Below are 23,743 nucleotides of genomic sequence, written 5' to 3' on the forward strand. Positions count from 1 at the left end.
GTTTTCGGCTATGACGAGTTGCCGGCCGATCTATACGTTAAAGCTCGTGAGTCTTCTGTAATGATTTTTAATACATCTAGTTGATGGTTTTGTAGGATTTATATGGCTGTGATAAGTGTGCGTTTTATATTTCGATCGCCCTGATCGATCAATTGACCTCTATTGATTACTTAGGCTTATTGTTTGTATGGTTTTTTGCGACTTCTGCCTAAGTCATTGATTGTGATCTGTTTTTTGTTACTTTGTGCATTACTTTGTTGTTAAAATATCACCGTTAGCTCGCTTGTCGGGCTAAACATAGCGTACCCGCGCTATGACATGCTTTTTTTATGGATAAGGAAATTCATTTTTTAGAGTTAATTAGGCTCGTGATTTCTTTTTGAATCATTCCGAAATCATCTTATTGCTCAGCCCATTGACTGTCCTCTTTGGGCTTTTTTTATATTTGGAGTTGTTTTTCTATGGCAGAGCTAAGCAAGGTAAAGGCAAAAGACTGTTGTCATTGTGACCCTTGGGGGATTATCGATGATGGCGAGGTACTTTGCATGTGTAACGATGACTATTCAAAAATCGCAGAATTATTTGATAAAGAAATAGCGGTAAGTGGATATCTGAAGAAAGAAGCACAGCCGAGAGAAATGCATGATTAGCAAGGCGGTTTTATGCGTATCAGAACGCCGAGAAAAATCATTTCAAGTAAAGCGACTTTTTGAGCACTTAGGTTTTGGCACTGTTGCAACGGGAACATTTGCTAAACACAAAATACCAGATGAGTGCCAGTTAGGTTATATCGAATACTCTTATAAGAACTTTCTTGAAATTGAGATGTTAGCAGCTAGTTTCAATAAGAAAGGGATAATATTTTTGGTTCATGCCGTTGAACCAAATGAACCGTTTTTGAAGGAACTACAAGCTTTGTACCCATTAACAATGCTTACGCATGTTGGGCTGCTTAACTTGTCTGTTTTTAGAGCAAGCATGGGCTTGGTTGAGAGCAAATATCAGTATTTTGTAAGGCTGGGCAAGATCAGAAAGTTTGCGTTGTGTGAGAGCAATGTGAAACTGAAAAAGCTAATTGAAGAAAACAGCAATATCTCTGAACTTGTACTTAACTTGCTTTACCACCATAAGCCTGCATTTTATGAAGATCTTGTTGGAGAGCTTGATCATCATTCGCTGAGCGATTTTCACTTCATACAATCTATGAGGGTAGGTGGAGGGAATAGCATTGCAAACGCCCGGTTAGAAAAAATTAGCAAAAAGCCTAGCTGTGCTTACTTTGCCAATAAGTGCTTAGCACATAGATACTTAAATAGTGGCGACCTAGTTAACTACAGTGTCTATTGCTTGGAGTCTTTGAGCTTCCATCCCTTTGATTCAGATAGTTTGTCAGGAGTGATTTTCTCGGCTCTGGTAACTGGTAAAAATGATTGCGCAGTAAGAGGTATCAAACTAAGGGAAAGGTTTGGTGTATTGTCTATTGATGACTTCAACAAACTTTCTCTTTCTGTTTTTGCCAGAGCGTTAAGTTCAAAGCATTCATTCCAGAATTATATTGACACTAGAAAGGTCCACACAAAGTTACTTGCTAATTTGGTTAAAAAATTTGGGCTTGGTCAAAAGAGTTACGTTACTTCAATATTTGAACTGTTTTTTATCTTCATGGCTGTTCGTGTCAACAAGAGAAAGGCGGCAATCTTATTACTTTCTCGTTGGGATTCGAAAGGATACAAGCTAGAGAGTGCGGGAGTGCCACTAGTTATTAAAAAGACAGTTTCAGTAGAGTTGGGTAGCTTACGTGATTCCAAAAGGCTGTTTGACCTAGTTACCAATACTAACGAAAAAATGCCTGATGGCTATATGGATATAGTCAAAGTTAATTATAAAAAGCACAAGATCTTGCTAAGTCAGTATAAATTCTTGAGGGTGAACTTTGAGAAAATTAACTACAAGACGCTCCTTGAGATTTACAAGAGATACCCACTCTCATATGAGATTAACGCCATTTTTTCTCGTAAAGCAATTCTAGGTCGTGACTTTATTCCAGTTGATTCTGTAAAGAAGCAGCTATCCAACAACATACGGTGTCTAAATAAAACTAGCTGACTAGCTGACTAGCTGACTAGATGGCGCCATTATTAGCGATTAAACCCGAGCAGAAATGTTTCGGTTTTTTTTATGCTTTTTTGGGGTTTTCAAGGAGAGCTCAAACAAAAGCGAATGCAATCAAAACTTGTCACTGGCTAAAATCGGTAATAGCTCAAATGCATCCATTTGCCCTATGGGCAAAGTCTGAAGAGTGTTCAGTATGATCGCAAAACTCAATTTATCGGTGGGCTAACTATGACGACAAGCGTTGATTTATTAATTAAAGCCGGAGGTTACTATGAGCACGACTTTACAGTTTACGAAGGCGAGGATGATTCGCAGCCAAGAGATTTAACTGGAGATGTTATAGAGGGTGAGTTTCGTTTAGAGGACGCTAACGGCAGGCTCATTTTCAGTGTGAACCTTGGTGACGGCGTTGCAATAACTGATGCTAGCAACGGCCGATTTCGAATGACCATTGATAGAGGTAAAACTGAATCCTTCCGCTTCCGCTATCTCGAGATTTACGGCGTTTTTGATTTGGAGCTTACGCCTCCATCGGGCTTCCCTAGAAGGCGGATCATTAGTGGTGACTTTACGATTACACGCGATAGCACTAGGGGGAATAATTCATGAGTTGCACCAAAATCACTGTCATTTATGCACCGTTCTTTATCCCTCATGAAAATATTTATTGTGTCGCAATTTCTAGGCGGTTTTTAGTAATGGAAAGAAGCGGATCAACCATCCGTCTCGAAAGAGTTAATTTTGGTATTGGAATAGAAAGGAAGTAGTCGATGGTAGATGAAGTTAGAATTTCGCAACTAGATCCCACAAGCTCTGAATTAGGCACGATCGAAACGTATGGTTTACGTTGGCCGTGAATGAAAAGGTAACTGAACTTGTAAAAAAGTAAGCACAGCAGAGCGGGAAATATTGGCTCATATTAGAAACTCAGCAGAGTTAGATCAATTGTGTGGTGATGAGAAAACGTTAAGAGATCACCAACAATCAGTTTTTGAAGATATTCAAAATGGCCGCTTTTCAAATCCTGACAAGGGAATGAGTTCGATCAAAGAACTATTACAAGAGCAGCAATTCAAATCCCTGCCAATCCTTGATGATGTCCTATTTATCTCGAATCGATTATTCAACGTTTCAGCCGTGGACGTTGAAACACCCTGTCGCTTGTACAGCGTTAGCTTAATGCCTTGGGAAGTTGAACTTGTATTTAAGATAAGAGCGACAAAATAGGAGCTAGGAATAATGTCTAATATCGTTACTACTGTAAAAATTGCTGTTGATTCTGGCGCCCTGGATGCTGCTAAGGGTAAAGCCGAGGATATGCCTGAAACTGCAGGGGCTAAACTTCCTGCTGGGTTTGCCAAAGCGGGTGTTGCTGCGGGGGCTATAGTCGCTGCCATGACCGCGGCTTATACTGCTGATAATTTAGCTAGTGCGGTAGAAACTCAAGCTCAACGTGGTTACGACTTCCATAGCTCATTAGATTCAGGTGTACGTCCTGCAATGGTTATATCTCTGAACAGGAACGCTTAGCGGAAACGGCTAGACAGGCTTCGATTGAGAATGAGATTAAGACAGCAGAAGTCGCAAACATGGTGGGTGTAGAGCAATTAAGGGCAAGGCACCAAATGGAAGTCGACGCACTAGTTACTAGAAAAGAAGCGGGTGAACTAAACGCGCTACAAACTGAAAAATTAAGAATTGAAGTTGTTAAGAAATATCAAGTCGAGGCTCTTGCTGTGCAAGAAAAGGCAAATGCTGATGCAATCAAAGTGGCTGAGAAAGCAACAACAGAAATGAGTAACGCTACCAGTTCAGCTTTATCTCTTATCGATGATGACTTAGCGAACCTTTATGACTCTATTGATTCCCTAATTTGTGCATTACAGTTGCTTGATGGATTTTCAGCTCTTGGCAGTGGTGGCGGTTTATGGGGAATTGGCGGTGGGTGTTGCTAGTGGTGGAGTTTCAAGCTTTGGCGGAGTTTCCGTTGGAACAGTATCAATAAGCGTTCAAGGTAATACTGATACAGTAGGTATGAAAAACTCGGCTCAAGAGGGCGTTTACGGTGCGCTTAATGGCATTGTCAAAGATACGTTAGCCAAAGAGTCTAAATATGGCGGTATATTTAATCCATCATTGGGTACGCATCGGATGTAAATATATAAAATATATATAGAAAATCGACATTTACACGACTTTGATCCAACGACTAAAAACTAAGTGTTTTTTGCAGTAGCCTTACCAAAAGTAAGTGGTTATTATCCCTGCCGTCAAGTGAGTATAGCTAGCTTATTTGGCAAATGTCATCGTTAAATCATGGATGATTTTATGGTTTCTTTCTCGATGACAGATTGGGGCAGGTGGTGAACCTAGGGGTTCTAAGCCTGCTCCGATCATTCGGTAAAAAGTAGAAAATCAAAGTTTTAAGACAAAGCCTATTGAATCTATCAATAGGCTTTTTTTATCTCTGTGGTTTCGATAAGTAATATTCCGCCCAAGGCAATCCACCCCATTAAGGCATAAAACTGAGGTCCACACTAAAAATGTTTAATGATTATTACAGTAATTAAAACCTTTCTTTTTGTGTGTCTTTTTAGAAGTGGCTTCACTCCTCTTTAAAAAGGGGTTTTCTTTACCTCCAACTTAATATTAATAATGGTGCATATGGCTTGTGAGGCACATGCAAGCCTAAGTGTTTCAATTGTTTGTAACGAAAGTGGAGTTTGTTATGTTTAAAAAAACAGCTGTAGCAGTAACGTTAGCCTTAGCATCGTCGTATGCTGTCGCAAATGAGTGTGCAAATGTTCCTGAGTGGATCGATTATTACCCTCAGCAAATGAAGGTGATTTAGTCCAACACTTTGGAGGGCTTTATCAATGTAAGCCCTTTCCTGCTTCGGGGTGGTGCAGATCATCATCATATGAGCCTAGCTCAGAGTGGGGGGAGGATGCTTGGGATTATCTAGGTGAGTGTGATCAAGTCAACTTGCCTGTAATTGAAATTGATGCTCCTCAAATTGTCGCTATCGATCAACCGTTTGAAGTATCAGCAACAATCACTGACCCAAATGAGGTTGGTATTGAGCAGGCGGAGTTTTTCTTAGTTACAGATGAGCAAGAAACGCTAATTGGTCGCGTTACCGAAGCGCCATATGAAATTATGTACCCAGGTTTATCAATTGGCCTACACAGCATTGTTGTTAAAGCTACCGACAACGATGGTAACTCTGCAGACGCAGTGCAATCTAATCTAATCGCCATCGATCTTGCAGAGCCCGCTACCTTATTAACATCCCCTCTAAATGGTGAGAGGATTCAAGAAGATACTCCTATCACTTTTGAAGCTGTTGCGGGAACTTTGAACCCTGACGATTGGGTAACTAAAGTTGAGTTCCTTGTTGATAATGCTGTTGTCGGTGAAGCGATTGAGCCACCATTCACCTTCGTTCTAGAGGACGGGTTAGCTGAGGGTTCTTACGGATTAACGAGTCGTGTTCACACTGAGTTAGAAAAATCAAATGATAGCAATATCGCAAACGTTCTAGTTTTTGTTCCAAGTGAGTATGGCGAAGAATTTAATCCTTATTGGACATCGTGGGGAACAAACAACGCTGACATGTCTGAACTGTCGGATAAGATGTCTACTATCAATTTAGCTTTTGTTGGCATGAGTCCAAACTTCGAGTTAATTGGTACTGACGGTTTATTGCAGTTTAGAGGTTCAAATACTCCAGATATAGTTACTAGCGTCGACCCTACTTACATGAACTGGACAACCAGAAAATACGAGCAGCCAGAAACAAATATGGCAATAGCTATGGGTGGAGCCCACGAAACCTCAACATGGGAGTTGTTGAAGAACCCAGACAAAGTAGCTCCTTACATTCAGTCATTAACTGATATTGTTAATGATGTATTTCCTGTTTACGAACTTGTTCAGCCTAGTCAATATAGAAAAATTGGATATGTTCAAATTGACGGTATTGACTTAGATATTGAATCATCAGGCATGGAATCCGATCCTGTTTGGTCTGATAATATTGTTTCTATGATTGATGGATTTACAAAAGAAAATCCAAACAAAATCATGATGATCACAGGTATGCACACCGCAGGGGATGATCCTTCTTGTCAATTTGGAGGTTCATTCGAAGATGGTTGTAGCTACCCAGCAGGTAGTGCGTATGCAGGAAGCTTAACTTTGGTGTTAGAGGGTATTCAAGAAAACAATGTTGCGTTAAGTAAGTACCAAGTGATGGCGTACGATGCAGGCCGCCAAGGTATTGATTACGACTGGACTATTGCTCTAGAAAATATTGCAGAATACCTTCCTAAAGAAGACATCATTTTGGGTGTTTCTATTGGTCTGCAGTGGGGACCTAGTGGTAGTTTTGTTGAATCAATGGATGACATCAAAGCTAAAGCCCTCCAACAGCAGGAACTTGGGTATGGTGGTGTAATGTCATGGGCAGTCGGTGCTCTAGTGGGGGGACGACGCCTCCCGAGCAAGTTCAGCAAATGAATGAGATAGCCGAAACATTTAAGTAACCACTTAAAGCAGTAACTCCCAGAAAGCCAATAACTCCCCGTTATTGGCTTTCTGTTATTAAGAAAGCTTAACAGCACCATGCCCCCCAACACTCACTACCGTTTTTATACATGTCAGTAAATGCAATCAATAGGGGCTTTTATGTCAATACCTCACGCTGACTTACTCAGTCAAAATTCATCATTTCAAACTAGCCAAAGCATGCTGATGATCTAATACGGCGATGGCTACGGACAGAGAGCAGAAGACGGCTTGAACAATACGCGCCAAACTGGGTCCTTAATTTGGATTCCACTATCGCGGTGCTGAGGTTGTTGAGCGCGTTGGTACAGAAGACCAAACTCCGGTTGTTGGCTTTGAAAACATCTCGTTAACTGAATCGGTTGGCGTTGAATTGGAAGATACTCAAGAGTGGGTATCACGCCAAGTTGCATCATCAACATGGCTTATTCTCGTTCAGAATTTATTTTAAGCGCAGTTAAGTTATCCAATGAACCTTGCGATTGTGACTCTATTACAGCTAGGGCAATTACATTGACTTCGGGATCTTGTATGTTGCTCGAGGCAAACCTTAAAGCAGCCCCCCTTGATGGGGCTATAGTAACGCCGTCTAATGCGACATCGATGGACAGTATCGATCCCCATGTCATTCGTTTGGCATTAACACCGTTATAATATGTGATAGCTTGATTGGATATTATAAGAGTGCCGACTCCCTCAGATTGCCAAGAACTACTAGCCTTAACTTGCCCCTGTCCGATGCTGTACGATAGCCCTTTTGCTATTTTTACTCGATACCTCAAACCGTGATATTTATAGCTACCATTCCGCTTGTATTTATACATAATGAATGTACTGGCTCCCAAAAAGATCTCATTCTTTTTTTTTCGAATACCTTGCACTTCGCACTCACTTACACCTTGTTCAATTACCTCTAGTTGGTCGACAATAAGACTTTGCATTGCTTTTTCTGCCAATTTCGAGTTTTCAGCGTCTTCCTTATCTTTTTGGGAGGATGCCATGAAAATCAGGGTTACTAAAATAGCAAGTCCGGCAAATACTATAATGATGGAGTCTGTCATAAATCCTACTTGATAATTTATCTGAGGTTGGTTTGCACCTCTCTGGTTGAGAGGCGCTGTTTATCTTACTTGCGAGAATAACGATGAAGTTATGGAGCGCTCTTAATCGTCACAGTTTGCGTTGTGGAACCGAGTAGATGCCGCTTCAAAGCGATACTGCTCATCGTTGACTTCAACAGCTTGGAAAGCAACTTTCTTTGAGTGGGCAAGGTCGTATTTATCTAGTCCTGCGGCGTCAGCTTTTCCTTCGACTGAGCTAGCTTTCATTTTCCAAGAAATGTAATCACCAAGGCCTGATGAATATTCCAATGCAGCAGCAGCCAATCCTGCGCATGTGCCGTATTTATTTGCATGGGTAAATTTTGATGCAGCGCATTGCTAGAAAATAAAAGAGTAAGAGATAGGGCCAAAGTTACCTTTGTCGACTTAGGTGTATTTATATTCATGTGAAGCCTATGTGTACGTTGAGTAGCGTTAGTTAAAATTTATAGCCTGCAATTAAAGAGGTTCTTCCCGCTAAAGAGTATGAGTCGACAAACAAAGCATCGTCTCGAAGCTCAAAGAAGATTCCATTGTTCATTTGAGCTCTAATACCTAGGCCAATTGATAGGCCGCTACCATCGACAGATGATTCTTTAAAGTGATCGTTACAGACACCAAGTGAGCATGATGTGCCTGTGAACTCTTTGATATCTTGATTGTGACTGCCAAAGCCAATCGCGCCATATGGCTTTAGAGACCAATGCCCTAAGTTAAACGCCCAACCAATATCTAAGTCCATGGAGAATGTAGACCCTGAAAACTCAGACTTATCAACGCTTCCTTCGTTTTGGTAATAGTTGAGGTTCATCCCAACAACCCTGTTAAAGTCGTAGCCGTATGTCAAAGCAAGACCATTGCCTGTATCCCCGTCGTACCAGGTGCTTGAAGTGTCGTAATCGACACCTGTCCAAGCATATCCCACCCCAAATCTGCTACCTCCAAACTCATTAGCAACCGCGCTTGCTGATGCTATGGATAATGCTAGAGGTAATAAAATTTTACTTTTCATATGTAACCTTTGTTTTTTATTGTGAGCAGTGAAGCTAGGCGCCTAGTTTTATTTCTGTCGGAATTATTGGAAGATTTTCAATAGTTCCTCGATGGCAACCCTCCATTCCAAGCATTGTGATTACTTCCATTTCAGGCTTAGAAATCGAAGTGGTTTTAAATTTTAAAATGCTGTCATTTCTCGGATACACTGTGAATCCATCGGAATACATTTCTATCTTTTCTATAGCGCTCCACTCCCATCTATTTTCAAAGTCCCATTCCAATACGATCAAAGCTTGATTGCTCAATATGACTCGGCTTTTATGCGAGATTCTGTTTTTTTTACCTTGATCACATTGCAAGTAGCTGAACATTCCTGACGCTACAAACCGTTCATCAGCGCGTTTAAAAGTCCCTTCTATCAGCATTTCTTTAACGCCTCCGCACAGCTCATCAATTAGCTGAGAGATGTTTTCTCTCCTGATAGAGTCGTTCCTAATCAGTTTTGACTGTCTATTCTTGTCAAACGCAAATGCGATGATTGCGCCGACTAAAATAATTACTATTGTCGGTATCACTAAATGTCTCCTTCGAAGTCGTGAGGATCTAACTCATAATGATTTTTAGAGGTATTTGTTGTTTAAAAAAGTTATAACGTCATTCACTCCTTCGGTCTTAAAGAAAGCTTGCTCTCCTTGCCCTGCGTTCAAGATCACTCCGTACTTATATGTGAACACATCAAATAAACGTTCTTCGTCAGTTTCTGTAAGAGGGAACAAAGACGCAGTGTTTTTCTCAATGCATGAGTGCTTGAAGTTGATAGGGATTTCATTGAATGAAATCGTTCGCTCAGCGGACGTTACACTAGGTCGCCTGCATGATTTGTCGAGTTGAACTATTGCCATGCCAAGTTCGTTTTTTTTGTTGTAAATCGAAATGTCATATCCGTTGCTATAGTTGAAGTAGGCATCTTCATACTTCAGCCAAGAGCCATATTCGTTACTCCCTTGCTCAATCGAATGAGCACTGTTAAATGGCTCATCAGAGCTTAATGAGTAACCTAAAATTAATACGGCTACAGGAACAATCATCAATAAGCGCGGTGATGTTTTTGTTGTCATGCTTAACCTATAAATGCTGCCATTAAGAGCGCCACAATAGAGGCGCTTCCCAGAATTATCGTCTCAATGAGGATCGCACCAAGGACTTCCTTGATAGGTTTGTGCAAAGGTCGCGTCTGTTCATGGACCACTCTTGGGTTTGAGTTGTAGATGAGCATAAGCAAGCTTTTCTCCAAAATTCAGCAGCTTCTACGTAGAGCTTACTTCTCTCAAGTTCTGCCGCTGCAGTGGCAAAGCTAATGTCAGTTGGTGTTATTTTTTTGTTTTCTAGGTTCATTGTATTGGCCTTACTAAGAGCATTTAAAGTTTTTGACTTGATCGCCAATTTCGCTTGAGATTCTGTATATTGATTTTGATTGAACCTCAGTCGCTTCTATCTCTCTTTCCATCTCAAGAGCAGTGTCGTTAACCGATTGGATGTTTTTACTAACCTCATTGGTCACTATCTTTTGCTCATTAGCGGCGCTGGATATCTGCATCGACATGTCAGATATTTGGTCTGTTTTGATTGCTATATCTTCCAGAGCTTTAGTCGCTTGCGTTGCCTCTTCTACGCTGCTCATAGCTAAAGACTCGCTTTCCACCATTGACTCAACCGCAGTTACGCTGCTTTCTTGTAGGCGCTCTATCATCTCTCTAATTTCGTTAGTTGAGCTGCGAGTTCTTTGCGATAAAACCCTCACTTCATCTGCTACAACGGCAAAGCCACGGCCTTGCTCGCCCGCTCTCGCAGCTTCAATGGCTGCGTTAAGTGCGAGTAAGTTTGTTTGTTCTGCGATGTCTGTGATAGTTGAGACGATTGATTTGATCTCTAATGCGTTATTTTCAACATCCTTAATTCTTTGTGCGCTGTTTTGAATGTGCTCAGATAGATTGAATATAGATCCCTGATTAGCCTCGATGATTTGCTTGCCTACAATACAGCTCTCTGATGAAAGCTGAGCTGCTCCTGCGGCAAGTTCAGCATTGTTAGCTACCTCTACTGCTGTATGAGCCATCTCTTGCACAGCAACGGTAATTAATGACAGCTCATGAGTTTGAGAGCCAATGGACTCAATAGAGTTGGTTGCCACTCTATTGCTGACTTTTGCTTCTGAGTTTAATTGCTCACTAGATTGGTTGATGCTTTGAACAATGGTCCTTAGCTTGCTAATGAAATTGTTTAGGCTTTGGCTAAGCATTCCAATTTCATCAAGTCGTTTCACGGGCAATTGCTTGGTTAGGTCACTATTCCCATTCGAAAGGGACTCGATCATCCCATTAAGCTCAGAGAAAGGCTTGAATGATGAGTAAATGAAATACTTAAACACCAAAATTAGGAATGTAAGAGAAAAAGCCTTGATGAAAAGGTCTAGCTTTATGTCGCTGTAAACAGCCTCAAAAAATTGATTCTTGTCGATATAGCTAACGAAGTACCAGTTTGTGCTTTCAATCTTGCTTGCTGAGAAAATAAAGGGCGAACCTGAGAGCGTCACCTCATGAAGAGTATTTTTTAGCGCAATGTCTTTAACCAAATTGGAGCTTAGTTCACGCGAAAGAGAGCTGATGTTTTTAAGGATTAAACCGTTGTCATTGTGAGCAATGATTGAGCCATCCTCTCCCATAATTAGAGCTGTAACGTTAGGAGTGTTTATGTTAACGATGTCGGCTGTTACGTCATTGATTTTTAGATCTAAACCGACAGCACCAACTCTGCCTGAGAACGATATAGGTGAAGCGACAGTTACAACTAAGCTGCCTGTTACTGAGTCAATGTATGGCGCTGTAATGATACTGCTTTGAGTGCTCCTTGCCTGCTTGAACCAACCTCGAGTCCTGGCATCGAAATCACTAGGTAGATTTACGTCTTGGCTAGTAACAAAATCACCGTTATCTAGCGCTACGTATGCTAAATCTGCTTTAGTTGCACCTTGGATGAATTTCGTAACTGACTCAATATCTTGTCCGTTATTTAGTTGTTCAGTTGTTGATTCAAGAGCTGCTTTGAACGAATCCACCCATGTTTTAGTGGCCTTGGATAGCGACTTATTTAATGCAGTGCTTAGTTCCTGCGCAGATTCACTTCGTGTCTGCAAAGATGATGTGGCGCTCCAATATGATTCAATGATATTCGTGATGAGCAAGAGGGACGCAATGAAGAAAAAAAGCTTCTGCGTTAGTGTTGTGTTTCTCATGTTAAACCTTTAGATCTATTTGACTGAGTTTCAGTGTGTAAAGGGGGAGGTCTTTAGGGTTATGGGCAACGCTATGAGCTTTGTTCAATTTCTCTTTGAGCCAACTTTCTATGCTCAAGGATTCAATGTTGTTGTATCTACCCATGTAGTTGTATTTTTGAGGCTGCATTTGAGGTGCGCCAAATTCAATCTCAAGAGTCTGATAGGGACCATCTTGAAAGTAACTTACTGTAAGGTGTAGGGACTCTGCAGTAGCTCGAATTACAAAGCCGTACTTCATATTTATGACTATTTCAGGCGTGTTGAAATCAAACTCTTGAAGAGCTTTCAATGTCACTTCGAGGGTTAAATAGTTATCCAATGTCATCACCTATAGATCAAAGTGATCGTGGAAATGTGTAACGGTTCCATCGGTACAGATGATAGTCAGTTCGCCATCAAAACAAGCGGGTGGTACTGAGTAAGTTCAATATTTGTACCCGCGAATTATTATGAGCGCTGTTTTTTCAGCTTGCCGATTATTCGGTCTTACCCATTTAATAATTGTAGGCATGATATTTAATCCCTTTTCGCATTGCGATTAAATGACAGTTTTCTTGGTAGTAAGTCACAAAAATGAATTAATATTAGGCTGTCTGGCTGTTGATTTCTTGGACTTTCGAATAGATGCGGGGTTTTCCGTTCTGTAATGTTTTCCTAGTGTTAGTCAAATGACTACACAAAATCTCATATGTTGAGTTTATAACAATGCCAGTAACTGATTCGCTGACGCAGGTGAACACTAAAGGTCTTGGTGACATCCCAGCAATGGCAACAGGCAATTTATTTGTGGCAACGTCTCAAGCTCGTTCGAACTCTGCTCACAACATGACTAACACGGTTCAGCAAAACCAAATGGTTGGTCATGCTACAACTGCGCAAGATGTCAATGCGCTGTTCTCTATAGGTGCTGCGATTATTGTACGTACTTATGATTTAATTCTGACTCGCGATTAATCGCAAAAGTTAGGAGTTTTTTACTTTTAAATTTTCTTGTCGCAACGGCTAGCTCACAAGAAGCTCCGCTTTGCGCTCTGTATCGATCGTTTCCACTTGGGTTTTGAATGCTAGGAATGTAGGCGGCTTTAGCCGTAGAGGGAATAAGTAACACTGTAACTATTTTATTCATGCGCTAAAGCCTTGAAATAGATGAGGGAGCAAACTCTCGTTTGATGTGGTGTGTACGACTGCATTAATGTGCAAATGCGCTTTGACTCGGTGCTTTCCGGCTCTAAGGTGATAGGAACGGACTCATCTTTATCTAAGTTTTCAACGATGCAGACTCTAATATTGTCGATAGTTACTGAAAAGTTAGCTTTGAGATCGTTTCGATTTGTGAGGATGAATGAGTGGGAACTTTTATCTGCATAAACTTGAACCTCCCTTTTGGCAAAGTCATGTGTATTTGCGTTAACGTTTAGAGCGGTTACCCAAACGTAAAGCAAAGTATAAATCTTGTAAGAAGCCCATTTACCCAAGAAAAGAGCCATTGTCTGGTGATCAACGCCTCTATCGTGAGGGCGATTTGTTTCTGTTGGAAGAACTGAAAGCGCTAGCGGATGGATGGTGGCATGACTGGTATGAAGCTAATAAGGGCGTATTAAATGCACGTAAAAATTTAGCGAAAGAATTGAATGTTGATGAAGTTAATGTATCAATTGCAGATGCTAGATGGAGAGAGTCTCATACTAACCTAGCTGAAGCGACCGAAAAGCAAGATTGGGATCTAGCCTATTTGGCCTATGAGTCTATGCTGAGGCAAGTACAAAGAGAACAAAGCCAAGATAAAACACCTTTGGAAGAGTTGGTAGCTGGGCTTTTGGTCACTGGCTATGGGCGTGAGCGATCTATTAACGGTTACTAATAGGAGCATAGAATCGGCAGGACGCAATACATGTTGATTGACCAGCTACTGAGCCAAGCGAAGTTTATGAATTGGTTAAAGGCACCAATACAGCAAAGACCTATTGTACATTGTTGAATGTGTCATTAGATACGGTGATTAACCGTTACAAAGATGAACTCAAAGAAGAAGATGATGATGAGATAAGAGATACTTAGAATAAAAAGGAACCCCTTCAAGTGCTACAAACATCGTATCTACTTTAAATGTTGTGGAGACGCCACCTAAGGAGTCCAAGAAAAACAATGCCGCCTTAAAGCTACCAATATTGCTTCTCATACTGGCAGTAGTAATCGTGAATTTTATTAACACATAATTGCCCCAAAGCTTCTCAGACCCTTAGAGCTGACCACCCATCCAGTACTACAATAGACTAAATCAATCTAATTCATAATTCTGGTGTTTATAAAGCAACTTTCCATAGTTCACCCTCAAACATTTTTCTGGCAGTTGTGTGTGACGCCTAATGCGTAAATTGGCAATATAGTTTGATTGGTTTTCAATCTCAAGGCATTGTTCACCGGTCAACCCGTTAAAATAAGCACCTAGACGTCACACCTCAACAGCGGCTCTTCCCTATATAAGCTCTTTCAACATTTCAGCGTTGTACTCAGTCAGTGGCTGGTTGGTACGTACTTTTTCGATGTAATCCGAATTTGCAATCAACGGGCGTCCGATCGCAATCAAATCCGCATAGCCACTATTGAGTGCTTCACGTGCGGCTTCGGTCGTGTAGCCACCACAAGCAATCAAAGTTCCTTGGTATAGACTGCGAATATATTGCGTAACTGTGCCAGCGACATAGTCAAACGCAACATCATCGTGTGAACCCGTATGAACATAAGTCAGGTCGAAGTCGTTCAGTCGTTGTAAGAAGTAGTCTGAGATGACTTTATCTTCTCCATTAAGTTCTAAGTGCTGATGGCCAACCGGAGAGATGCGAACTGCAACATGCTCGATTTCTTTTTTGACCGCCTCAATCACTTCAAAGAAGAAGCGCGACATTTTTTCAGGGGTTCCCCCCCAAGCGTCGTTACGTTGGTTGGTTTCCCAGTGAAGGAATTGATCCAACAGATAGCCATTTGCACCGTGCAGTTCCACCCCATCAAACCCAGCCTTGCGCGCATTGGCCGCAGCCTGTGCAAATTGCTGAATCACCTCTAAAATCTCGGCTTCAGTCATTTCACGTGGCATACCATATTGCAAGCCGTTACCGCGAGGCACACGACCATGCAGCTCAACAGCTGAAGGCGCCATCGGTTTTTCGCCATTGAGATAATAAGGGTGAGACACTCGACCACAGTGCCAGAGCTGAGCGAAGATCTTACCGCCATTCTGGTGAACCTTATCGGTCACTTTCTTCCAGCCTTCAACTTGAGCCTGATTATACAGCCCCGGCGTATTAGGATAGCCCTGCGCCATTGGCGAAATGATTGTCGCTTCAGCAATGATCAGCCCAGTGTCAGCGCGGCGACCGTAGTACTCTGCCATCGCCTCAGTTGGAACCAGTTCATCACTCGCCATCGAGCGTGTCATTGGCGCCATGACAATGCGATTGCTTAGGTTTAGCTCTTGGCTAAGGTCGATTGTGTTAAATAAAACGTCTGTGTTCATACCATTTTTTCTTATATTTTGGCCCCTCAGCTTTCAGCCATTAGCGGAAAGCTGAGGGGTAATTTATGCCCAAGTTATCGTTCGTCAGCGGGTAGCCATTGCTTAGTCATTGACAGGCCATCTAGCTCTGTACCAATTAGGTGGTTGGTATAGTTGCTCATGGTTTTAAAGGTGATCAAGGTAATGACTTCCAAGGCATTTTGCTGACTGTACCCAGCATCGAAAAACGCGCTGAACAAGGTTTGGGAAATCACTCCTCGCTGCTCGACCATCTTCATTGTAAGACTGCGCAACGCCGTTAATTTTTGGCTATCCAGAGGCAAATCATCACGGATGGCGTTGACCACTTCCATATTTATCCCTTGGGCTTCGGCGTAGCGCGTATGTTCCGCCATGCAATAGCGACCTTCGTGGAATCGGTTGACGGTGAGCATGCTCACCTGATGCTACGTCAGCGTCAGATCCGTTTGGTCAATCTGCTGCAACAGGTAAACAATAGCTATTGAACATTTCATATTCATTCCACCCTTCATCGAATTCGCTTATTCAAAAGTTCCACGGATCGGGTAGTTGTTTCGCGGGTCTCGAATAAACGTCATCCCTGAGAGCAGAACGTTCAGTTCAGGACGGACAAACGGTCCATTCGAGATGTCGATGAGCTGTGTCTGTCCCTTGTCGTTAATAACGAACAAGCCAGGTTCGGCAAATGGGTGGTCAGTTTCGGTGACTGAGCGCGGGTGGGAGATATACAGCCCCAGTTGTTGCATTTGCTCTATGGTCATTCCATAGGCGATTGGGAAGCTGGCGGATATTTCTTCGTAATGAGCGGCTGCCTGTTCTTTACTATCCGCAGACACGGCAGCTATATCGATGCCAAGCTGTAGAAACTTGTCTTTCAGCGCTTCCAATTCATTCAAGTAACGAGTACATAAAGGACAGTGTTTGCCTCGGTAGACCACCACCAAACGCCAATCGGCTCCATTTTGTGGAGTACCTAAATCGATGGTGGTACCGTCTAGCGTTGGTAGTTCGATAGCTGGAAATTGGTCGCCAGCGGTGAATTTATGGGTGGTCATTATTGAATCCTCATTATTGTCTCTGTTTTGCATGTGTTTTTTGGTTTAGGGGGGCAGCGAATAAAGTCATCACAATCCAAAGGATGTTTTCACTTTAGGGCACTGCCCACACAGCAGTGGATGTTTGGCGACTACGGTAAGTTAGTCTTTGAGGTAGCCGTAGCTCGCATCTGTTTTATCGCGCTGACCGAAGTACTTTTGCTCGAAATCTGGAGACCAAACTGCCGATGCGTCTTGGTTCTGGTTCCAGTCAAAAGCGGTCAAACGGTGCACCATCTTCCATACACCATCACGGCGTTCCATTTTGTAGAAGTGACGACCACCTAAGATGCCTTCTTTATCAACGCCGTCTTCTTCGTGTACGTGGTAAGCCCAAACATAACTTTCAGCTGTCGCGGTATCGCCATCAACTTCAATCAGAATGTTGCTGATTCGGTGTTGAGTCAGTTTTAGCGCTTTAAAGCCTTCCATTGCTGGGTCAACAAACTTATGCGCGTTGTCGTTGTAGAAGAACAGGTCCGGAAAGATTGGATCTTGGTGCTCTTCAATCGCGTCTTCCCAGTAGGTCGACTTCATCAATTCGCCATCCATGCGGTCCAAAGAGCGCGCGTGACGATGAATAACTTCAGTGATGTCTTGTTTGTCTAGCAGTACTTGAAGTTTCTGTTGCATATCCATGATTCTCTCCTGTGGCAGGTCGCCGTAATTTGGTTTATTTTTTTGATGATTCGTTTGTTGCTTGCTTAGCCATTGGCCAATTGGCTCTAAAATGCTGATTTTTCGTGGTTCTGCAGACCAACTAGGTAGACGCTCTTCATAATCATCTCGGTAGCTCTTACCGCGTAGTTGGTTTTCCATAAACGCTTCCATACTCGGCTCTGCCCAACGTTCATAGATAAGAAACTTATTAGGATTTTCGCTATCTTGGTGTAAGTAGGTAGAAACGAATGTCTCTTCCTTAGCCATCTCCTCAACAAGTTGAGTTAGGCTAGACAGAAACGCTTCACGCGATTCCGGTTTAATGTTGAATTCAACGGTAAATACAAGGTCCTTTGACATCATGTTTCTCCAAATCTTTCGTTTAAATTGGTTCGCCCCTTGGCTTGAGATAAATAATAGGTGCTATCAAAAAGGTTTAAAACTAAGGGGAAATGACTACCAAGTATTCGTTTTTGGAATAATTTAACAAATCAAAGCTGTTCGGGACTGAAAAGGGCACGAACAGAAGAGAAATCCGCCCTTCTGTTGATGGTTATCAGGTTTTTTTATGTGGATTAAGTGCCAGTAGGCATGCTCGAGCGGCTACTCGGGGGCTTGATTATTCCAAACTTGACTTGTTGGTATGCCTTTTTGCACAGTGTGAGGCGAGATTTCAGGTTGCTATGATTCTGCCACTCACAAACCTACTGACTACGAGTGACCGTATGAAACTAAAGACCAAAAAAACCAAACTTCACCGCCTATTTGGGCTAATGCTTCTCAGTGCTAGCGCTATATCAATGCCATACGCTTTAGCAGGAGAAACCGCAAATGGCTCGGGGATTGAACGCAGCGCTGCAGTTGAACACGTAGCAAGTGCAAATTGGCAGAAAAGCGCTGAAAGTCGAATTCAAGATCTATTGGATAAAGAAGCAATCCGAGATGTGATTAACCATCTTATGCGTTCTTTAGATCGAATGGACCGTGGCCTGATGCGCTCTGTTTACTGGCCTGAGGCGATTGAAGAACATCAAGATCCAGAATTTCCGGTATTTTTCTCAGATGAAAAAAACAACCCAGCACCTGCGACCTACAATGAATTCCCATGTCAGGCAATGAAAGGCTTTGCGACCTTACGCTCTACCCAACACCGTGTTAGCAACGTTATTATCGATTTAGTTGACGAGCATTCAGCAACCGCCGAAAGTTACGTCTGGGCATTTCACTTAGCGGGTGAAGGCGAGAAAGCGCGCGAAGTGACCTTGTACGGTCGAATGATGTTTAAATTTGAAAAACGTGGTGATGAGTGGCGTGTGTTGCGACGACACACCATATTTGACTGGTTCACCAATGTGCCTGCGTCTGGCAAGTTTGCTGAAGGCTACATGGATAAATTCAAAGGTACACGTGATACCAACCAAGATGGTCGTTCGGGTGAGTGGCACGATGGCAGCGATACTGGTCGCAACGATCCAAGTTACGATTATTTGAACTTACCGTCTGAGCCGGATCCAATACCAAGCAAAGGTAGCTGTAGTTTCCCGTTAAAGAAATAATGATACCTATCAGGTAATTCATGGAAACCGTAGCCCAGAAAGAGCTAGCTTCGGTTTGGGTCGCGCTGCATTGGTTTGATTAAGTCAGAAAGCGGAAAGTAGCGCTGCATTCAGTGCGGTTCCAAACAGTTTTCGGGTTGATTTAATAAAAGTCATATTTTCTCTCCTCGGGCACAAGAAATGTGCAATGTAGTCATGCTGTAGATAGCAAAGGAGAAATAATAGCTACTGATAAATACGACTAAAACCATGCTAGTATGACTTCCAACTATGCGAATTAAGAATAATTAAGGCTATTCATGGATCAACTTAGTGCAATGCGAGCGTTTGTTCGAGTCGTCCAAACCGGAAGTTTTTCTGCAACGGGCCGAGAAATGAATACCACCCAAACGACCATCAGCAAAAAGGTTGCGGCTCTAGAGAGCAAGCTTGGGGTTAAGCTATTAACTCGCAGTAGCCGCGACCATGCTTTAACTCCGGTCGGTGCGGAGTACTACGAGCAGTGTGTTGCTATTCTTGGTGAGCTGGATGAAGCAGAGGCCAGAGCACGTTCAGAAGTGGCGTCGCCACGAGGTGTGATTCGGATTGCAGCTCCCGTAGCGTTCGGTCGCTTAGTGATCGCACCAATGATGTCGGAGTTTTTTGCCCTCTATCCAGAAATTAAAGTCGACTTATCATTAAGTGATCGACACGTGGACTTGATCAGTGATGGCATCGATCTCGCCATTCGCGCGAGAAAGCTCGAAGACTCAACACTGGTCGCACGGCACCTTTTTAATAATCCAATGATCCTGCTGGCCTCACCCGGTTACCTCGTCCAACACGGTGAACCCCAAGAGCCAACGGATCTAAAACGCCACAACTGCCTTGTATTTTCCAACCTAAAATCGATTAACGTTTGGCAATTTAGCCGTGACGGGAAAGAGTTTACAGTCCCTGTTAAGGGTAACTTTCAAAGCGATAACGGTGACGTACTGTTGGAAGTGGCACTCTCAGGAGGTGGGCTTGTACAATTACCCAATTGGATGGTTGACGAACATATTAACACAGGTAGATTACAACAAGTGTTAGGTGAATACTCTGGGCAAAACCTACCGTTTAATGCCATCTATCCGCAGACTCGTTATGTTCCACTCAAAGTTCGTTGTTTTATTGATTTTATGAAACGGAAATTGGTGGATAGTAATAGATTTAAGTGAGCAATTTGGGGCATGGGTTGCACCTTATCAAGCGGGGGCGTTCTGAGATTCACAATACCTAAAGTTATCCGTATTAATCTAAATTAGTAGATCCCCTGACACGGAATTGTCCAAAAACGTTTCAGAAATTGATCAATCTTTATAAATACCTTTTTGCTAGCAACGCGCCTCAAAAAGATCAAATTTTAGTGGTCATACCGTTATGGTAAGCTTGAAAGAGGCACATGCAGGTCAAATTAAGGCCTCCGCCCCCCCCTTTCCAACTCATAAAACACCTTATGCGTTGACTTTCATAGAAAAGGGATAAAACTTAGACTTAATATGAATTCGAATAAGTTACATGGATGAGTGTGTGGGTTTTGTGTTTAGTTAATCAAAGGGAATGTAGGTATGAACAAAATCATTTTATTATTAATTCTTGCTTCACCTCTCATAGTGGCCAAGGAAAATAATGTTCAGTGGTATGGTGCTTACACTACGGACAAAATTATCGATAAAGATTGTGTCATAACAGATGCAGTTATGATCTCTCGATGGCGTTTTGGTAAAGCAATTGACTTCAATGATAATTCTTTTGCGGATCAAGTTGATGCAATTTCTAACAGAATCGAGATTGATATGGAAGAGGAAGCCAAAGAAGGTGGTTTCAATGCGATAATTAGCTACAGCGAGAATTTAGAATTTGCATTTGACTCTAATCTTGAGCAATCCGGAAACTTTAAAATAAGCGGTGGACAGTACTATGGCGATGGCATCATTTTTTTTAAAGCATCCGGTATGGGTGTAATAGCTACATGCAAGGATAGATAACAGAGGCTTAGTTGCAATGGTGATTTAAATGGGTGGTCTACATAGTCCGATCAGCTTCTGGAAATTAGACATCTCACTAAGCGACTTTCCCTTACCAACAGTTATCCGTATTGTTCTAATGCAGTTCGTTATAAATCTAAGTGTTGTATCGCGGAGATTAAATTCGACTTAACTATCCAGCTGATTTAGAACAGTATAATTAAAGAGAAAAGGCCGCTGTATTAGCGGCTTTCTTGTTAAGTCACGAGGATTAACCATGCCGGCTTAAACCACTTAGACTCAATTAGTGAAATCTATGTCTTTACAATGGGTTCACAAACCAATTTGAAGAGCATTCGACCGCTTTGAGTTTAACCGCCTTACAGAAATCCGGACCTCGAGAATAGGTGTTGTATGATGTTTTAGTCTTTGTTTCACCTGTGGCTTTATCGGTGTAGATGAAATTATGCACTAGTTTATGCTTAGTAGAATCACCAATTACCCTGTAGCATTGGTTAGCTTGTAATGTTTGATTAAAATTGAAGGTACTTACGGTGTCTTTGCTTTGCTTGTCGTAGCAGCTAACTGAAAATAATAACTCTTTGTCAGCAGGAAGAGCATAAGTTCTAGCAAAGAACGGTCGCATTTCGCCATTTATTTTATTAATGTTATAGGCATATCTGTCATTAATAGGTCCGCCAGATTCAGTTTTAGCGAAGTTGTTTCCTTCTAGGTCAACTGGTAACGAATCAAATGTCTTATTATCGCTTACAGCACTACATCCAGATATGACGGTTGCTGCAACAATTACCACCAAAAACTTTCTATCAAACATCGGTTAACATCCTGTTATTAATACAATTAATTTAAAAATCTATCATATAACATTTTCTGATGTTTTAAAATAACCGTCTGCAGTGAGTGCCTAATAACCTTTTTTAAGTATAATTATACTCCTCGCAATAGTTCTCCTAAGCTCACATACAATACTTGAAGTTATCCATCCTCAAGGCGCTTTTAACAGTTATTCCGAGTGATACATCACAGGGGTTAATTCCACGTGATCGTACGATTCTTATTTAGTTCACTCGGTTGTCGAGACTAAGCAAAAAGAAAAATTAAAAAAAGGACCCGAACAAATGTTCAGATCCTCCTATACCTTATTGCACCAATTTAGTATTGGTTTTTGGGTGTATAAAGGTAGCTTCCCCCAAAGCCCTAGCATCAAAAGGCTAGTATAAATTAGTGAAACACCTTTCTACTCCCTAAATAATGATCTGCACCATTGATGCTGGACATAAAGTTAACGACTTTCCATACCTTTAGTTATCCATGAATTGCTAATTTAGGGGAAGCGATGACACACTTCTGTCCAAAAGCTTCTCAGGTTGATTTTTTACCCGTGGAACTTTTTAGCTCGAAAGTGCCCCAAAGTTTGCTAGCGCAACAACAAAGAGGCTAAGTCATCAGCTTCTTTATGTTGCTCTGACGGGTTTTGGACAAGATTTATCCCAACCAGTCCATAGCTTGATGACCTAGTACAACTGTAATTAAAGCGCCAAAAGCAAGGACAAGCACCCACTTCGTTACAAGCTTTTCATTGTACGTGAAACTCTTGCTGTAACGGTCGTGATTACCTTGTTTCATTTTGTGTCGCCTATAGAAAGTGTCAACTTTCCCCAGTACATTGACGACTAGCCATGAGTTAGCATCTAGTTTAGTTGATTTTGTATAAAAGCTTTCAAGTCTTTTATATTCAGGCATTTCATCGACAGCGGTAATGTCTAGTGATTCTAGGTCAATTTTATGAGACTGAAGTGATTCATGAAGGTCGGCAATGTGTTTTTGGATAGTGCGTTTGCTTGCCAGTGATTCAAGTGTGAACTCGAATACCTTGGGATTATCCTTGAACCTCAATTTTTCTTTATAAATAAAGTTAGCTATTGGCTTGCCGTCCTGTACATACTTTATGATGAATTTCGCATCAGATGGTACGGTGTACTCATACTTGTTTGGAAAAGTTATGCTAAGTCGTTCTGATTGTAGCGCAGCTATCGCATCATTATTGAGGCTTGCAAGGATTGGACTCCAGCAGTGCTTTCGCTGTTTTGTAACATACTTCCCCTTGTTGGTAGTGAGCACCACTACTATCTTTCTTCTAGTTTTTATTAGTCGGTTAATGTCCACTTTGTGACCGTTACAGCCATAGAAAGATAGTGGCTTGTAGTTCCGCACAATAGTTTCGAATGGTTGAATTACAAGTGGTGAATCTTCTAAATCTTCCAAAGTAATGTACGTGTTGTTACTTAATTGAATGTGGATACCGAAGATTGCTTCTGATTTATCCTTGAGATTTTGAAGAATAATCTGAGCTGGATAGGTATCTGTATAATATATGTTTTGAGAGAATGTCACTGAGGTATTAATTTTGATTGAACGTTTCAATCTATATTGAGCAACCGCGAACCATACCCCCATCAAAGCTACTACTAGACTTAGCAGTACACCAACAGCAGATACTACGATGCTAATTATAGTTAGGGTATTAGGGTCTAAGTCCTGTAGGTATGGAGACAGTGCAGTTACTAATTTTTCCATTGATATTTAAATAGTTACAAGTAATTAGTAACAGCATATCAATTAGCAAAGGTTTAGTCATTGACCTATACCTTGTATACGTCACATCGCTGTATGTGATCGTAAAAGCGTAGCTCTAAGTATCGAGAGTACGAACTTATGAGAGGCAAGAGGTTAATATGACCTCTTTTTGTTTTGTAGCGGACTTTTCACTAACTT

28 protein-coding genes are annotated in these 23,743 nt (G+C 41.7%); 14 read left to right on the top strand and 14 right to left on the bottom strand.

Annotation, left to right across the window (positions count from 1 at the left end):
- Positions 1–461 precede the first annotated feature (461 nt).
- The 9 genes from AB6E85_RS18125 to AB6E85_RS18165 all read left to right on the top strand — a co-directional run bounded on the left by AB6E85_RS18125 (position 462) and on the right by AB6E85_RS18165 (position 6,636).
- On the top strand, positions 462–650 hold the full coding sequence (locus AB6E85_RS18125) for a hypothetical protein (RefSeq protein ID WP_372143478.1): 189 nt from the start codon (positions 462–464) through the stop codon (positions 648–650).
- Positions 643–2,106, top strand: coding sequence for a hypothetical protein (locus tag AB6E85_RS18130; RefSeq protein ID WP_372143480.1), 1,464 nt, complete (start codon positions 643–645; stop codon positions 2,104–2,106). Before AB6E85_RS18125 ends, AB6E85_RS18130 begins: the two co-directional genes overlap by 8 nt.
- 237 nt (positions 2,107–2,343) lie before the next feature.
- Positions 2,344–2,724, top strand: a complete 381-nt coding sequence (locus AB6E85_RS18135) for a hypothetical protein (protein ID WP_372143482.1) — start codon at positions 2,344–2,346, stop codon at positions 2,722–2,724.
- A gap of 300 nt (positions 2,725–3,024) precedes the next feature.
- On the top strand, positions 3,025–3,342 hold the full coding sequence (locus AB6E85_RS18140; RefSeq protein ID WP_372143484.1) for a hypothetical protein: 318 nt from the start codon (positions 3,025–3,027) through the stop codon (positions 3,340–3,342).
- A gap of 12 nt (positions 3,343–3,354) precedes the next feature.
- Positions 3,355–3,645 carry a hypothetical protein gene (locus AB6E85_RS18145; protein ID WP_372143486.1) on the top strand — a complete coding sequence of 97 codons (291 nt, stop codon included), beginning with the start codon at positions 3,355–3,357 and terminating at the stop codon, positions 3,643–3,645.
- A gap of 95 nt (positions 3,646–3,740) precedes the next feature.
- A complete protein-coding gene (locus AB6E85_RS18150; protein WP_372143488.1) occupies positions 3,741–4,070 on the top strand; it encodes a hypothetical protein in 330 nt (109 codons plus the stop codon).
- Complete coding sequence (locus AB6E85_RS18155) at positions 4,057–4,272, top strand: hypothetical protein (RefSeq protein ID WP_372143490.1); 216 nt, start codon at positions 4,057–4,059, stop codon at positions 4,270–4,272. Before AB6E85_RS18150 ends, AB6E85_RS18155 begins: the two co-directional genes overlap by 14 nt.
- A 571-nt stretch (positions 4,273–4,843) precedes the next feature.
- Positions 4,844–4,966, top strand: a complete 123-nt coding sequence (locus tag AB6E85_RS18160; protein ID WP_372143492.1) for a hypothetical protein — start codon at positions 4,844–4,846, stop codon at positions 4,964–4,966.
- Between the two features lie 134 nt (positions 4,967–5,100).
- The gene (locus tag AB6E85_RS18165; protein ID WP_372143494.1) at positions 5,101–6,636 is read left to right on the top strand and encodes an Ig-like domain-containing protein; all 1,536 of its coding nucleotides are present in this window, start codon (positions 5,101–5,103) and stop codon (positions 6,634–6,636) included.
- Between the two features lie 473 nt (positions 6,637–7,109).
- Here AB6E85_RS18165 and AB6E85_RS18170 read toward each other — a convergent pair whose 3' ends face one another.
- The 8 genes from AB6E85_RS18170 to AB6E85_RS18205 all read right to left on the bottom strand — a co-directional run bounded on the left by AB6E85_RS18170 (position 7,110) and on the right by AB6E85_RS18205 (position 12,433).
- Entirely contained in the window at positions 7,110–7,745 is a 636-nt protein-coding gene (locus tag AB6E85_RS18170) for a hypothetical protein (RefSeq protein ID WP_372143496.1), read from the bottom strand.
- Positions 7,746–7,847: 102 nt separating this feature from the next.
- Positions 7,848–8,069 carry a hypothetical protein gene (locus AB6E85_RS18175; RefSeq protein ID WP_372143498.1) on the bottom strand — a complete coding sequence of 74 codons (222 nt, stop codon included), beginning with the start codon at positions 8,067–8,069 and terminating at the stop codon, positions 7,848–7,850.
- 154 nt (positions 8,070–8,223) lie between these two features.
- A complete protein-coding gene (locus tag AB6E85_RS18180; RefSeq protein WP_372143500.1) occupies positions 8,224–8,796 on the bottom strand; it encodes a porin family protein in 573 nt (190 codons plus the stop codon).
- A gap of 34 nt (positions 8,797–8,830) precedes the next feature.
- The gene (locus AB6E85_RS18185; RefSeq protein ID WP_372143502.1) at positions 8,831–9,355 is read right to left on the bottom strand and encodes a hypothetical protein; all 525 of its coding nucleotides are present in this window, start codon (positions 9,353–9,355) and stop codon (positions 8,831–8,833) included.
- Positions 9,356–9,400: 45 nt separating this feature from the next.
- Complete coding sequence (locus AB6E85_RS18190; RefSeq protein WP_372143504.1) at positions 9,401–9,898, bottom strand: hypothetical protein; 498 nt, start codon at positions 9,896–9,898, stop codon at positions 9,401–9,403.
- A gap of 55 nt (positions 9,899–9,953) precedes the next feature.
- Positions 9,954–10,175, bottom strand: coding sequence for an ANR family transcriptional regulator (locus tag AB6E85_RS18195; protein ID WP_372143506.1), 222 nt, complete (start codon positions 10,173–10,175; stop codon positions 9,954–9,956).
- Between the two features lie 13 nt (positions 10,176–10,188).
- A complete protein-coding gene (locus AB6E85_RS18200) occupies positions 10,189–12,072 on the bottom strand; it encodes a methyl-accepting chemotaxis protein (protein ID WP_372143508.1) in 1,884 nt (627 codons plus the stop codon).
- Position 12,073: 1 nt separating this feature from the next.
- Positions 12,074–12,433, bottom strand: coding sequence for a hypothetical protein (locus AB6E85_RS18205; protein ID WP_372143510.1), 360 nt, complete (start codon positions 12,431–12,433; stop codon positions 12,074–12,076).
- 386 nt (positions 12,434–12,819) lie between these two features.
- Between AB6E85_RS18205 and AB6E85_RS18210 the strand changes: the two genes are divergently transcribed.
- Both AB6E85_RS18210 and AB6E85_RS18215 read left to right on the top strand, forming a co-directional pair.
- Positions 12,820–13,068, top strand: a complete 249-nt coding sequence (locus AB6E85_RS18210) for a RebB family R body protein (protein ID WP_372143512.1) — start codon at positions 12,820–12,822, stop codon at positions 13,066–13,068.
- Positions 13,069–13,600: 532 nt separating this feature from the next.
- Positions 13,601–13,975 carry a hypothetical protein gene (locus AB6E85_RS18215; RefSeq protein WP_372143514.1) on the top strand — a complete coding sequence of 125 codons (375 nt, stop codon included), beginning with the start codon at positions 13,601–13,603 and terminating at the stop codon, positions 13,973–13,975.
- 615 nt (positions 13,976–14,590) lie between these two features.
- Here AB6E85_RS18215 and AB6E85_RS18220 read toward each other — a convergent pair.
- The 4 genes from AB6E85_RS18220 to AB6E85_RS18235 form a co-directional block, all read right to left on the bottom strand.
- On the bottom strand, positions 14,591–15,628 hold the full coding sequence (locus AB6E85_RS18220) for an alkene reductase (RefSeq protein ID WP_372143516.1): 1,038 nt from the start codon (positions 15,626–15,628) through the stop codon (positions 14,591–14,593).
- 74 nt (positions 15,629–15,702) lie between these two features.
- A complete protein-coding gene (locus tag AB6E85_RS18225) occupies positions 15,703–16,023 on the bottom strand; it encodes a carboxymuconolactone decarboxylase family protein (protein ID WP_372143518.1) in 321 nt (106 codons plus the stop codon).
- 147 nt (positions 16,024–16,170) lie between these two features.
- The gene (locus AB6E85_RS18230) at positions 16,171–16,704 is read right to left on the bottom strand and encodes a peroxiredoxin-like family protein (protein WP_372143520.1); all 534 of its coding nucleotides are present in this window, start codon (positions 16,702–16,704) and stop codon (positions 16,171–16,173) included.
- Between the two features lie 141 nt (positions 16,705–16,845).
- Complete coding sequence (locus AB6E85_RS18235) at positions 16,846–17,766, bottom strand: nuclear transport factor 2 family protein (protein WP_372143522.1); 921 nt, start codon at positions 17,764–17,766, stop codon at positions 16,846–16,848.
- A gap of 362 nt (positions 17,767–18,128) precedes the next feature.
- Between AB6E85_RS18235 and AB6E85_RS18240 the strand changes: the two genes are divergently transcribed.
- The 3 genes from AB6E85_RS18240 to AB6E85_RS18250 all read left to right on the top strand — a co-directional run bounded on the left by AB6E85_RS18240 (position 18,129) and on the right by AB6E85_RS18250 (position 20,968).
- The gene (locus AB6E85_RS18240) at positions 18,129–18,959 is read left to right on the top strand and encodes a nuclear transport factor 2 family protein (RefSeq protein WP_372143524.1); all 831 of its coding nucleotides are present in this window, start codon (positions 18,129–18,131) and stop codon (positions 18,957–18,959) included.
- Positions 18,960–19,258: 299 nt separating this feature from the next.
- Complete coding sequence (locus AB6E85_RS18245; protein WP_372143525.1) at positions 19,259–20,158, top strand: LysR substrate-binding domain-containing protein; 900 nt, start codon at positions 19,259–19,261, stop codon at positions 20,156–20,158.
- 390 nt (positions 20,159–20,548) lie between these two features.
- Positions 20,549–20,968, top strand: a complete 420-nt coding sequence (locus AB6E85_RS18250) for a hypothetical protein (RefSeq protein WP_372143527.1) — start codon at positions 20,549–20,551, stop codon at positions 20,966–20,968.
- A 301-nt stretch (positions 20,969–21,269) separates the two neighbouring features.
- Here AB6E85_RS18250 and AB6E85_RS18255 read toward each other — a convergent pair whose 3' ends face one another.
- Both AB6E85_RS18255 and AB6E85_RS18260 read right to left on the bottom strand, forming a co-directional pair.
- Positions 21,270–21,782, bottom strand: a complete 513-nt coding sequence (locus AB6E85_RS18255) for a hypothetical protein (protein WP_372143529.1) — start codon at positions 21,780–21,782, stop codon at positions 21,270–21,272.
- 671 nt (positions 21,783–22,453) lie between these two features.
- Positions 22,454–23,545 (bottom strand): hypothetical protein, encoded by a 1,092-nt coding sequence (locus AB6E85_RS18260; protein WP_372143531.1) that lies wholly within the window; start codon positions 23,543–23,545, stop codon positions 22,454–22,456.
- Positions 23,546–23,743 lie beyond the last annotated feature (198 nt).

It is taken from the genome of Vibrio sp. 10N.247.311.51 (assembly GCF_041467855.1).
Taxonomy (GTDB): domain Bacteria; phylum Pseudomonadota; class Gammaproteobacteria; order Enterobacterales; family Vibrionaceae; genus Vibrio; species Vibrio coralliirubri.

Excerpts from the sequence above, each read along its gene's own strand:
- AB6E85_RS18210 (WP_372143512.1), top strand. The coding sequence starts at position 12,820 with ATGCCAGTAACTGATTCGCTGACGCAGGTGAACACTAAAGGTCTTGGT.
- AB6E85_RS18230 (WP_372143520.1), bottom strand. The coding sequence starts at position 16,704 with ATGACCACCCATAAATTCACCGCTGGCGACCAATTTCCAGCTATCGAA.
- AB6E85_RS18130 (WP_372143480.1), top strand. The coding sequence starts at position 643 with ATGATTAGCAAGGCGGTTTTATGCGTATCAGAACGCCGAGAAAAATCA.
- AB6E85_RS18135 (WP_372143482.1), top strand. The coding sequence starts at position 2,344 with ATGACGACAAGCGTTGATTTATTAATTAAAGCCGGAGGTTACTATGAG.
- AB6E85_RS18240 (WP_372143524.1), top strand. The coding sequence starts at position 18,129 with ATGAAACTAAAGACCAAAAAAACCAAACTTCACCGCCTATTTGGGCTA.
- AB6E85_RS18180 (WP_372143500.1), bottom strand. The coding sequence starts at position 8,796 with ATGAAAAGTAAAATTTTATTACCTCTAGCATTATCCATAGCATCAGCA.
- AB6E85_RS18160 (WP_372143492.1), top strand. The coding sequence starts at position 4,844 with ATGTTTAAAAAAACAGCTGTAGCAGTAACGTTAGCCTTAGCATCGTCG.
- AB6E85_RS18170 (WP_372143496.1), bottom strand. The coding sequence starts at position 7,745 with ATGACAGACTCCATCATTATAGTATTTGCCGGACTTGCTATTTTAGTA.
- AB6E85_RS18260 (WP_372143531.1), bottom strand. The coding sequence starts at position 23,545 with ATGGAAAAATTAGTAACTGCACTGTCTCCATACCTACAGGACTTAGAC.
- AB6E85_RS18235 (WP_372143522.1), bottom strand. The coding sequence starts at position 17,766 with ATGATGTCAAAGGACCTTGTATTTACCGTTGAATTCAACATTAAACCG.
- AB6E85_RS18225 (WP_372143518.1), bottom strand. The coding sequence starts at position 16,023 with ATGGCGGAACATACGCGCTACGCCGAAGCCCAAGGGATAAATATGGAA.
- AB6E85_RS18195 (WP_372143506.1), bottom strand. The coding sequence starts at position 10,175 with ATGAACCTAGAAAACAAAAAAATAACACCAACTGACATTAGCTTTGCC.
- AB6E85_RS18200 (WP_372143508.1), bottom strand. The coding sequence starts at position 12,072 with ATGAGAAACACAACACTAACGCAGAAGCTTTTTTTCTTCATTGCGTCC.
- AB6E85_RS18220 (WP_372143516.1), bottom strand. The coding sequence starts at position 15,628 with ATGAACACAGACGTTTTATTTAACACAATCGACCTTAGCCAAGAGCTA.
- AB6E85_RS18245 (WP_372143525.1), top strand. The coding sequence starts at position 19,259 with ATGGATCAACTTAGTGCAATGCGAGCGTTTGTTCGAGTCGTCCAAACC.
- AB6E85_RS18125 (WP_372143478.1), top strand. The coding sequence starts at position 462 with ATGGCAGAGCTAAGCAAGGTAAAGGCAAAAGACTGTTGTCATTGTGAC.
- AB6E85_RS18145 (WP_372143486.1), top strand. The coding sequence starts at position 3,355 with ATGTCTAATATCGTTACTACTGTAAAAATTGCTGTTGATTCTGGCGCC.
- AB6E85_RS18190 (WP_372143504.1), bottom strand. The coding sequence starts at position 9,898 with ATGACAACAAAAACATCACCGCGCTTATTGATGATTGTTCCTGTAGCC.
- AB6E85_RS18250 (WP_372143527.1), top strand. The coding sequence starts at position 20,549 with ATGAACAAAATCATTTTATTATTAATTCTTGCTTCACCTCTCATAGTG.
- AB6E85_RS18150 (WP_372143488.1), top strand. The coding sequence starts at position 3,741 with ATGGAAGTCGACGCACTAGTTACTAGAAAAGAAGCGGGTGAACTAAAC.
- AB6E85_RS18255 (WP_372143529.1), bottom strand. The coding sequence starts at position 21,782 with ATGTTTGATAGAAAGTTTTTGGTGGTAATTGTTGCAGCAACCGTCATA.